Genomic DNA, 10,290 nt, shown 5'->3' with positions numbered 1-10,290 from the left:
CTATATTTCTTTGACCTATATTGTTTGTGTTCTTTGAAAAGCTAAACATACTAGCTCCACCAGCTATTTTTGAAACTAGATTTTTACTAGTCTTACCCTTTGTAATTTCTTTTATCATAGTTGGAATAGCAAGGTCTGCAAATTTTTCTACTTTAATTTCTTTTGTAAAGGAGCGACTATCTGGAAGCATTATATGACTTAAGCCTCCTATTTTAGTTTTAGAGTCATATATAGCTATTCCTACACATGAACCAAGCCCCAAAGTGATAAGCTTATCTGGAGAGCTAGATACTTTATAGTCGGCAATGCCTATTCTTATTTCTTTTGACATTTTCTTACCACCAATTCTATTTTTCTTCTTTTTCTATTTTTTCATCAGCCATCATCTTTAGATCTTCTATTAGGACTTCTTCTTGGTCCTTATCAAGTAGTTCGTCTACATTTAAGACTATAATAATATCATCAGGAAGTTTTATAAATCCATTTAAATATTCTTTGGAAGTCTCTATATCATTATTTGGCTCCTCGAACTCTTCACCATAAGACTTTATGCCCAGTATGTCATCCACAGCAAGTCCTATAAGTTTTTCTTTCCAATTTACTACTATTATTTTTGTATCTATATCTTTTATTACATCCCTGTTGTAGAGTCTTTTGCCTAAATCTACTATGGGAAGCACTCGTCCATTATATTCTATGACTCCAAGCATATATGGAAGGGGCTCGGGTATTTTTTTACCTTCTTCAAACTCTATAATCTTATCTACCTTTTCTATCCCTATTGCTAGACTCTGAGAGTTTGTTTTAAATACTATATATTGCTTCATAGTTATTCTCCTTTATTTATTAATTTTTTATAATTTATCTTAATTTTTTATTTCTTTATTCCTTGAAAATATTGCATATGTATAAAAGTTCACTTTTAAAAGTATACCTTTAAAAATAAATCACATTATTATTATCGGTTAAAAGCAAAATTTATTAAATAAAAACTCCCCTAAGGGAGTTTAAATATCTTCTATTTGCCAATCTATTTCTTTTTTTCCAATTCTTTTTAAAAAATTGTTTGTCTTTGAAAAAGGTTTTGAACCAAAAAAGCCTCTAGAAGCTGCAAGTGGACTTGGATGAAATGATTTTACTATAAAGTGATCCTTATTGGTTATATATTCCTCTTTTGATTTAGCATTGTTTCCCCAAAGTATAAAAACTATGGGTTCAGACCTTTCATTTAACAGTTGTATAATCTTATCTGTAAACTTTTCCCATCCTATTTTCCTGTGAGAATTAGCTTGTGCTTCTCTTACAGTAAAGGATGTATTTAAAAGAAGAACCCCTTGCTTAGCCCACTTTTCTAAATAACCGTTGTTTGGAATAAAGCATCCCAAATCAGTATTTAATTCTTTAAATATATTTCTAAGACTTGGCGGGGTCTTAATTCCTTTTTTTACTGAAAATGCAAGTCCGTGCGATTGACCTTTCCCATGGTATGGGTCTTGGCCAAGTATAACCACCTTTGCATCCTTATAAGGTGTAAGTTTAAGTGCTGTAAATATATCTTCTTTTTTAGGAAGTATCGTTTTTTCTTCGTATTCTTTTATTAAAAACTTTCTTAAGTTTTTGTAATATTCTTTTCCAAATTCATCTTCTAGGAGTTTATCCCAGTCGTTTCCTATTATTGGTTTCATATTTATAACCTCTTAAATTTCTTGTCTACAGTTTTTTGGCGCAAGTAGCGCTATTATTGTAAATAATTATATTCTACCAAGTAACATTAAAAAAGATAAAAGAAGTTTGCTTGCACCGCTATAAAGTGAAAAGCTGCTAGATGGTCCTACCAAAGAAAGACCTGGTCCAATATTACTTAGCGTTGCTATAACTGAAGTTGATGCAGTTACAAGATCTACTCCTTCAAGAGAAATTGCTAGAGTAGAAAAGGCAAATATTACTATATAAAGGGCAATAAAACTATAAATACCTGCTATTACATCATTTGACAATGTATGACCGTCATTTTTTATAGGTATAACAGCTCTTGGATGAAATATCTTTAAGATTTCCCTTTTTATCAGTTTAAACATCACTAGTATTCTTATCACTTTTATTCCTCCTGCTGTTGAGCCTGCGCTTCCCCCTATAAGCATTAAGATTAAAAGTATACCTTTACTAAAACTTGGCCACAAGTTAAAGTCTGCTGTAGAGTATCCTGTTGTTGTTATAATTGATGAAACTTGAAAAAATGAATCTCTTAAGGAATTCATTATATTTCCATAATTGCTTATATAAAGGTTTATACCTATAAGCATAGTGCTAACTACTATTATTCCCAAATAAAGTCTTAATTCTTCATTTTTGAATATTTCTCTAATTCTACCTCTATATATTGTGTAATATAGGGAAAAACTTATTCCTGACAAGACCATAAAAATAGATATAACTATATGAATATAGCTACTTTTATAATATCCTATACTCTCTCCTTTTATTCCAAAGCCTCCTGTTCCTACAGTACCAAATGTATGTACCAAGGATTCAAAAATACTCATCTTACCAAGTAAAAGAAGTATTACTTCAAATATAGTTATGCCAAGATATGTTACATATAATATCTTTGCTGTATCTTTTATTCTTGGTGCCATCTTTCCTGCAATGGGTCCTGGACTTTCTGCCTTATATATTTGAAAGCCTCCTATGCCAAGTGCAGGTAGGAGAGCTATTGTAAATACCAGTATACCCATACCACCTATCCAATGAGTAAATGATCTCCAAAACAGGATCCCTCTAGGCAGGGTTTCTATATTGTCTATAAGAGATGAACCAGTTGTAGTAAATCCTGATACTATCTCAAAAAATGCATCTATATAGGTCGGTGTTGAGCCTGATAAAAATAGAGGAAGAGCTCCAAGCACTGAAATTGTAAGCCAGCCAAGAGCTACTATAGCTAATCCATCTTTTGCACCTATCATATTATCTTTACTTTTTTTTCTAGAAAGAATCATTCCAATTAGTAATGTTATAACTATAGTTATTAAAAAAGGATAAAAATCTATTCCTCTATCATTAAAAGATATCAATAGTGAAGGGGCCATCAGGGTAGATTCAATTATTAAAAGTATTCCCAGTACTTTTAGCACGATTCCATAATTCACTCATCAAACCTCCCTTTCTAGGATTGAAAAACCTTTTAAGTGTTTCTAAATCCTCTTTAAGTGAGAATATAACTATTCTATCATCTGACAGTATAGTTGCATTTCCCTTTGGTATAATAACTTCACCACGTCTTATAATAGCTCCTATAACTACTCCTTTTGGAAGATTTAAATCTATAAGAGGTTTTTCTATAAATGGACTATCTCTAGATACTATTATCTCAGTAACTTCTGCCTCTCCGCCTAAAAGAAGTGATACTGAAACAACCTTACCTCCCCTTATAAATTTTAGTATATTACTTGCTGTTATATACACAGGGTTAAGCGCTGCATCTATTTCAAGCCTATCTATTATCTTTGTGTAGTTTTGTCTACTTACCTTTGCTATTGTCTTTGTAACTCCCGCTTGTTTACACATAAGAGCCATAAGTAAGTTTTGTTCGTCCATTCCTGTTACACCTACAAAAGCATCCATATTTCTTAACATTTCTTCTTCCAATAAGTTTATATCTGTTCCGTCTCCATGGATTATAAGGGCATCTTCAAGCGCCCTTGAAAGTGCTTCAGCTTTTAATCTTCTTTTTTCTATTATCTTTACACCTATATTTGCCTTTGCTAAACCTTTAGCTAGGTAATATGCAGTGTTACTTCCACCTAGAATCATAACTTTTTTTATTTCTTTATACACTTTGTTAAATCCAAATTTTAGATTAAAGTCGTTTATATCTTTAGTTTCTCCTATGATATATATAGTGTCATTTTCTGCAAGTATAGTATCTCCATATGGAATTATAATTTCTCCATCCCTAAGTATTGCAGTTATAAGAAGAGTTTCAAATCCTTCTAAGTCCTTAAGCTTTTTACCTGCAAAGTCTTGATGGCTCCCTATGTGAAAATCTAACATCTGAACTTTTCCACTTGCAAACTCATCTGAGTGAAAAAGATAGTTTTTAAGAAGATACTTTTCTATACTTCTTGCAATATCTAAGTCTGGATTTACTATATGGTCTATCCCCATTTCTTGTTTTATAAAATCAAGTTGCATAAGATACTCTGGGTTCCTTATTCTAGCGATAGTTTTTTTACATCCCAGTTTCTTTGACAATAAGCATACCACAGTATTTGTTTCATCACTATCAGTAGATGCAACCAATAGATCATAAGTTTTTATATCTATTTCTTTTAATACATTTATATCTATACCATTTGCTTCTATTGTAAGAACATCTATATGTTCATTTATTCCTTCTAATACCTTACCGTTATTATCTATAAGAGTTACATCTATTCCTTCATCGATCATAAGTTGTGCTAACTTGTAACCAAGTTTTCCAACTCCTACAATTAAAACTTTCATGTTCTTCACCTCTTAACTTACTATATCAAATTTAGTCTGATAATAGTATAGATATAAAAAAAATTCTAAATTCTTTATTTAGGTTTTAACTAGGTAAAAGATAAATTTTAAAAACGATTATTACATGGTCCAGACCTAAGAAGTATAATCACACATAAAAAAATAGGTTTGTTATTCCGCTACGCTCCCCTTACAGGACTAGTCACATGAAATCCGTCGCAGACAAACCTAACCATTTTTTTACTTAGTGAATACTTCAATAGGTCTGTCTCAATGAATACTCTTATTTTAAATATTTATCTAACATATACATATAAAACCAATTTATTCTCTTGGTATATGGGTATATCAAAATGTCTAATCCCTTAAAGGAATTTGATTTTAATACTAATCTTTATCTTTTTATTTATATAAATATACTGAATAATCTTAAGCAAAATAAAAGAGATAGTTTTTTTAAAAAACTATCTCCTATATATAAGTTAATTCTAATTTATTATCTAAAAGTTATTCTTTTACAAGCATACTAGGAAGAGAAAAATATCTTACTGCACCTGATATTATAGTTTCTTGCCCTATCCTACTATATATTCCTTTTACCTTTTCATTATACATAAACATTCCTATTGTAGTTTTAAAACTTTCTTCTTTAAATCTATCATCTGTCATAAGAAGAAAATCTCTTTGAAATGGATCAAAATACTCTTGATATATATAGTTTTTATCAAAAGAATCTTCTAGCCTCTTTTTCCATTCTTCATAGCTTAAATCACGCCCTACATATACTCCTTGCGAGGCATTTAAATCCATTGGCTTCATTATATATTTATCTTTGTTTTGTAAAACCTTCTTAAATATATCTTTGTCGCCACCAAAGGTTCCTGTGTAGGGTATATGGTTTTTGACAAAGTCTCTTTCATCCTCTTTTAAATATTTTAAAGTATCTTCATCATGAAGAATTTTAAAAAATATTTTGTTGTGAGCTACTTGGGATCTTATAGTTCCTATACATACAAAAGCTTTGTTTTTATAAGCTTGTAAAAAGTCTTCTATCTCTTCTCTTTTTTCTATAATTTCGTAACTTACCATTCTTCTATATACCAGATCTATCTTATAGTCTTTATGAAAAAGCGCACCATCTTTATATTTTAAATCTCTAGGGTCTGCGATTATACAGTTATATCCCGCATCTTTATATGTCTTTTGAAACTTTAAGAACTCCATCTTACTAGCACTTTCTTTAAAGTCTACTATTGCTATATTTGGATTTTCCTTTGCATCTTTTGTTTGCTTATAGATAGATATGCTTTCCTCTACCCAAGTCTTAAATAGTTCAAAGTCATCTATATCCTTATCCTTTGAAAAATCTTTTAAAGCCTTAGATTCTAACATTATATCGCTTAAGACACTATCTTCGTTCATAGCTGATGAACCATCTGTATTTAACTCACAAAACTTAAAGTTGTCCTTATCTTTATAAAAAAGGTCAAAGCGTGCTACAGGTATATTTATCCCGTATTCATTGTCTATTTCTATAAGCTCTTCTATAAATTTAGGAAATCCAAATTTTTTTCTAAATTCTTTATCTTCTATATATCTATCTGTAAGCTTATTTGATATGTTCATCATACTTTTACCTATAGTTTTAAGATTTTCCATATCTTCCTCTAGAAAAAACATAGGGTGATAAAGGGTTGGAACTGTTTCACCTTTATAGATGGCAGTAGAGTTATCTATTTTTTCCATAGTCTTTTTATAGTCTTTTATATATTTTTCTTGATCTTTTTTTATCATATCTATATATTCTTTGTTTAATCTATCACTATTCACTTTTATCCCTCACTATATCATTTAATATACACCAATCTAAAGCTTCTTTTTTCCCTTTATCTTCTACTAAGCCTTTAATGATTTCATAAGGACTTTGTCCTTTTGCCAACATTTCTTCTAAGGGTTTTAAATATTTTTTATCATGAGAATCTAGTCCATTTTGTGCAAGTTCTAGTAAAAATCTTCCTATTTCAAGAAGTGATACACCATTAAACTTTGTATCTAAGCCCTCTTTCATCATCTTTTCTTTTACATCTTCTATTTCTTTTACTCTGGTACATTTTACAAATTCTGAGAGTTTCACTAAATTGTCCTCATCATACAGAAGACCTTTTATTAGAGCTATAACTGCAAAATTTAGAGGATATGGTATAGAATCCATCATTCTTATTTCTATGTAGCCTTTAGTTCTAACATCTGGAAAATACATGGTAAGATAATGTTCTATTTCTTCCTTAGTAAAATCTTCTGGATTCAAAAGTTCTCTTACAGTCTTACCTTGGGCCGATACTTCCTTTCCATCTCTAGTCAAAAATATTGGACATCCGTTTAATATATACTCAGCATATTTTTCATATCCAAAATCATTGTCAAGGGCACACGGTACAAGGCCTGATCTATCTTTATCACAATTTTCCCATATAAATGATCTCATATTATGTTTGCCTGCCTTTTCTCCTTCAAAAAAGTATGCATTTTCAAACAATGCATAAAAAACCGGGCTAAGAGCATTTATAATTTTAAACTTTCTTATATAGTCTTCTTCTGAACTATAGTCTATAGCTACTTGAAGTGCAGATGTACCTTTCATCATGTTATGGGCATGACTTCCTTTAGTTTTAAAATAATCATACATAAATCCATACCTATTTTTGGGAAGAAGTTTTATTTCGTCTATTTTGGTAACTGGATGATAACCTAAAGCTATTAGATATTGTCCTTTTTTATCTAATATAGGTATTAAGTCTTCTAAAAAGTTTATATATTCTTTTTCCAGTTCTTCTATTTGAAGATTTGCATCTATACTAAGTTCAAACTGACTACCTGGTTCTGTCGTTACATGTTTTGCTCCTTTATTTAAGCCTAGTATATATTCCCCTTCATATACTCCCTCATATCCCATCTTTTCTAAGTCACTTATAGTTTCACCTACACCATTTTTTCCATAATATGAAATACTTTCAAAAGTATTTTTATCTATTATAAAGTATTCAAACTCTACCCCTAGTTTAAAATCTTCTTTTTTCTTTTCAGATTCTTGAAAATATCTTTTAAAAATATCTATTTGCTTTTCATAACTCACAATACCAGCTCCCTTACTTTAAAATTATATGCCATTTAATTATCTATACCCATTATATGCATTTTTCAAATAATAATATGATATAATTATATTATATGGGTACAAATATTAAGTAGTAAGATTGTTAGGAGGAAGAAAAATGAAAAATGTATTAACTATTGAGTACTGTACTTCTTGAGCTTATTTAGCTAGGGCAGTTGCTCTAAGTAGAACTATTTTAAAGGAACACGAAGATACTGTTTCTGAACTTACTTTAATCCCTTCCCATGGTGGAGTGTTTGAAATAAGTTTAAATGATGAACTTCTATTTTCTAAAAAGGAATTAGACAGATATCCTGAAAAAGGAGAAGTTGAAGATCTAATCCGAGAAAAAATTAAATAGTCTAAAAAAAGCTACTGCATTTAATTAAATTCAGTAGCCTTTTTCTTTAATCTTCCTTTAACCCTTTTAATGCATCTCTTAATTTTATAGGATTACCATATCTTAATGTTCCCATCCTATATATTTTTGATGCTAATATTCCTATTAGTATAGTAGATAGGAGTAAAATACCTAGTGAAAGCACGACCTCCCAAAGTTTTACACTACCCATAGAAACTCTTACAAACATTGCCATAAATGAGCTAAATGGTACAAATGAAGCTATCTTTAGAATGATACCTTCTGTATTTTGCATACCTGTCATAGCTATAAAAAACACTCCGACAAATACAATTGTTATAGGTGTTGCACTTGCACTTATATCTTCTGTACGAGATACTAAAGCTCCTAAGGCTCCATATATAAATGCATAAAATAGATACCCTAAAATACCAAATACTGCAAAATTTAATAAAACATCTCCTGGAATCTTAAACAAAAAGTCTAAACTATTGTCCCAAGCAGTGCTATTAAAATTATAGACTATCATTCCCGTAGCTATAACTACAAAGAATTGAGTAAACCCTGCAAGAGCGCCTCCTATAACTTTTCCAAATATCAGATTTTTAGAATCTGTGCTTGTAACTAATACCTCCATGGCCCTATTGCTTTTTTCACTTGCTACACCTGATGCTATTAGCTGACCATACATTATTATTACAAAATAAAGTCCAAATATTAGTATATAAGTGTATAGAAAGTTATTGGCACTATCTTTTCCAAGAACTACAGTATCAGATTGAATTTCAGGACTTATAAGACCCTTTATTTCACTATAATCTATACCTGCATTTTCAAACTCTTCCATTCTGTATGTTTCTGCAAGAGAAGCCTCAAACATATTACTACCAAAACCTATCATCTCATTGTTTTCAATTATATGCTTATATTTTAATGGTTCTTCTATTATATATCCAGCTTCTATATCTCCACTATCTACTTCTTTTTCTAATTTTTCAGATGAACTAAACTCTTTTAGATTTCCCGCTTGAAAGTTTTGTTTTAAAACTTCTATATCAACTTTACCATCTGTTTGATCAATATAACCAAAACTACCTAAGTCTTCTTGTATTTCTGTAGACGTATCATCCTCTATATCTGAGCCACCAAAAAATGTATCTTGAATATTAGGAATTAACAAACCCATTATAATTAAGACTGACAGAACTATAGTTGATATAATAAAGGCTTTGTTTTTAACAAAATTAAGAAATTCAAACTTTAATACTATAAAAAATTCTCTCATTATTTGTCACCTACTCTTTCTACAAATATATCGCGTAGTTTAGGCTTATAGTTTGAGAACATATTAATATCTAAGTCTAATTCCATAGTTTTTTGGAGTAAATCCTTTTTTGTTTTCCCCTCTAAAAGTTCTATTATTAGATATTCCTTTTTTTCTTCAACTATATGGGCTATATTTGCAAAATCTTTTATAAAAATATCTTTTAAATCTCTTGTTTCCATATCAGTTATACTTATGGTGAGCCTATCCCTACCATATTCTTCTTTTATATCGTTTAAATCTCCACTTAAAACTATATTTCCTTTATCTATTATCGATATTTCTTCACAAAATTCTTCTACATAGTTCATTTGGTGACTTGAAAATATTAGTATTCTTTCATCATCTATTATTTCAAATATAATGTCTTTTAAAATCTGAGAATTGACAGGGTCTAATCCACTAAAAGGTTCATCTAGTATAATAATTTCTGGATTACCTAAAAAAACTGATGCAAGTTGTACCTTTTGTTGATTTCCTTTAGATAGAGTTTCTAGCTTTTTATCTTTGTACTCTTCTATCCCTAGTCTTTTAAACCAATATAGGGCATCTTCTTTTATTTCCTTTTTATTAAATCCTCTAAGTTCTCCAAGATATATAAGTTGTTCTAAAGTTTTTTTCTTGGGATAAAGACCTCTTTCTTCTGGAAGGTAACCTATTTTATGGTCTTTGGGTATAAATTTTTTACCATTTAATAATATTTTCCCACTATTCCCAGAGAATAAATTCATTATTATTCTTATGCTGGTAGTCTTTCCTGCTCCATTTCTACCTAAAAGTCCTAGTGGTCTTCCACTTTCTACATATAGGTTTATTCCATGAAGAATTTCACTCTTTCCAAAACTTTTGTATAAGTCTTTTACTTCTAAGTTCATATTTCCTCCTTTATTTACTATAATATAGCTCGTTGCAGAACTCTACAACTCGCATATTTACTACGTTTATTTA

At 30.0% G+C, this 10,290-nt stretch carries 10 protein-coding genes; 1 reads left to right on the top strand and 9 read right to left on the bottom strand.

What is annotated here, in order from left to right; genetic code table 11:
- The 7 genes from ACTHW2_RS01975 to ACTHW2_RS01945 all read right to left on the bottom strand — a co-directional run.
- Nucleotides 1–331 (bottom strand): chemotaxis protein CheD (locus tag ACTHW2_RS01975; RefSeq protein ID WP_442262050.1); only part of this gene is annotated, 331 nt, incomplete at its 3' end.
- 16 nt (nucleotides 332–347) lie between these two features.
- Nucleotides 348–827, bottom strand: coding sequence for a chemotaxis protein CheW (locus tag ACTHW2_RS01970; protein WP_442262049.1), 480 nt, complete (start codon nucleotides 825–827; stop codon nucleotides 348–350).
- Nucleotides 828–1,007: 180 nt separating this feature from the next.
- Entirely contained in the window at nucleotides 1,008–1,685 is a 678-nt protein-coding gene (locus ACTHW2_RS01965; RefSeq protein WP_442262048.1) for a uracil-DNA glycosylase, read from the bottom strand.
- A 66-nt stretch (nucleotides 1,686–1,751) separates the two neighbouring features.
- Nucleotides 1,752–3,146 (bottom strand): TrkH family potassium uptake protein, encoded by a 1,395-nt coding sequence (locus tag ACTHW2_RS01960; protein WP_442262047.1) that lies wholly within the window; start codon nucleotides 3,144–3,146, stop codon nucleotides 1,752–1,754.
- The gene (trkA, locus tag ACTHW2_RS01955) at nucleotides 3,097–4,503 is read right to left on the bottom strand and encodes a Trk system potassium transporter TrkA (protein WP_442262046.1); all 1,407 of its coding nucleotides are present in this window, start codon (nucleotides 4,501–4,503) and stop codon (nucleotides 3,097–3,099) included. Before trkA ends, ACTHW2_RS01960 begins: the two co-directional genes overlap by 50 nt.
- Before the next feature lie 507 nt (nucleotides 4,504–5,010).
- Nucleotides 5,011–6,333, bottom strand: a complete 1,323-nt coding sequence (locus ACTHW2_RS01950; protein ID WP_442262045.1) for a glutathionylspermidine synthase family protein — start codon at nucleotides 6,331–6,333, stop codon at nucleotides 5,011–5,013.
- Nucleotides 6,326–7,636 carry a glutamate--cysteine ligase gene (locus tag ACTHW2_RS01945; RefSeq protein ID WP_442262044.1) on the bottom strand — a complete coding sequence of 437 codons (1,311 nt, stop codon included), beginning with the start codon at nucleotides 7,634–7,636 and terminating at the stop codon, nucleotides 6,326–6,328. The genes ACTHW2_RS01950 and ACTHW2_RS01945 overlap by 8 nt, the downstream gene beginning before the upstream one ends.
- A gap of 139 nt (nucleotides 7,637–7,775) precedes the next feature.
- On the opposite strand from ACTHW2_RS01945, the gene ACTHW2_RS01940 reads away from it, so the two are divergent.
- Nucleotides 7,776–8,018, top strand: coding sequence for a SelT/SelW/SelH family protein (locus ACTHW2_RS01940; RefSeq protein ID WP_442262043.1), 243 nt, complete (start codon nucleotides 7,776–7,778; stop codon nucleotides 8,016–8,018).
- Nucleotides 8,019–8,064: 46 nt separating this feature from the next.
- Here ACTHW2_RS01940 and ACTHW2_RS01935 read toward each other — a convergent pair whose 3' ends face one another.
- Both ACTHW2_RS01935 and ACTHW2_RS01930 read right to left on the bottom strand, forming a co-directional pair.
- Nucleotides 8,065–9,303: an ABC transporter permease gene (locus tag ACTHW2_RS01935; RefSeq protein WP_442262042.1), complete on the bottom strand. Its 1,239-nt coding sequence runs from the start codon at nucleotides 9,301–9,303 to the stop codon at nucleotides 8,065–8,067.
- A complete protein-coding gene (locus tag ACTHW2_RS01930) occupies nucleotides 9,303–10,217 on the bottom strand; it encodes an ABC transporter ATP-binding protein (RefSeq protein WP_442262041.1) in 915 nt (304 codons plus the stop codon). The genes ACTHW2_RS01935 and ACTHW2_RS01930 overlap by 1 nt, the downstream gene beginning before the upstream one ends.
- Nucleotides 10,218–10,290: the final 73 nt, after the last annotated feature.

It is taken from the genome of Tissierella sp. (assembly GCF_052089545.1).
GTDB lineage: Bacteria > Bacillota > Clostridia > Tissierellales > Tissierellaceae > Tissierella_A.
Note: the sequence above shows the minus strand (reverse complement) of the source record. Positions and strands in the feature narration are given on the sequence as shown.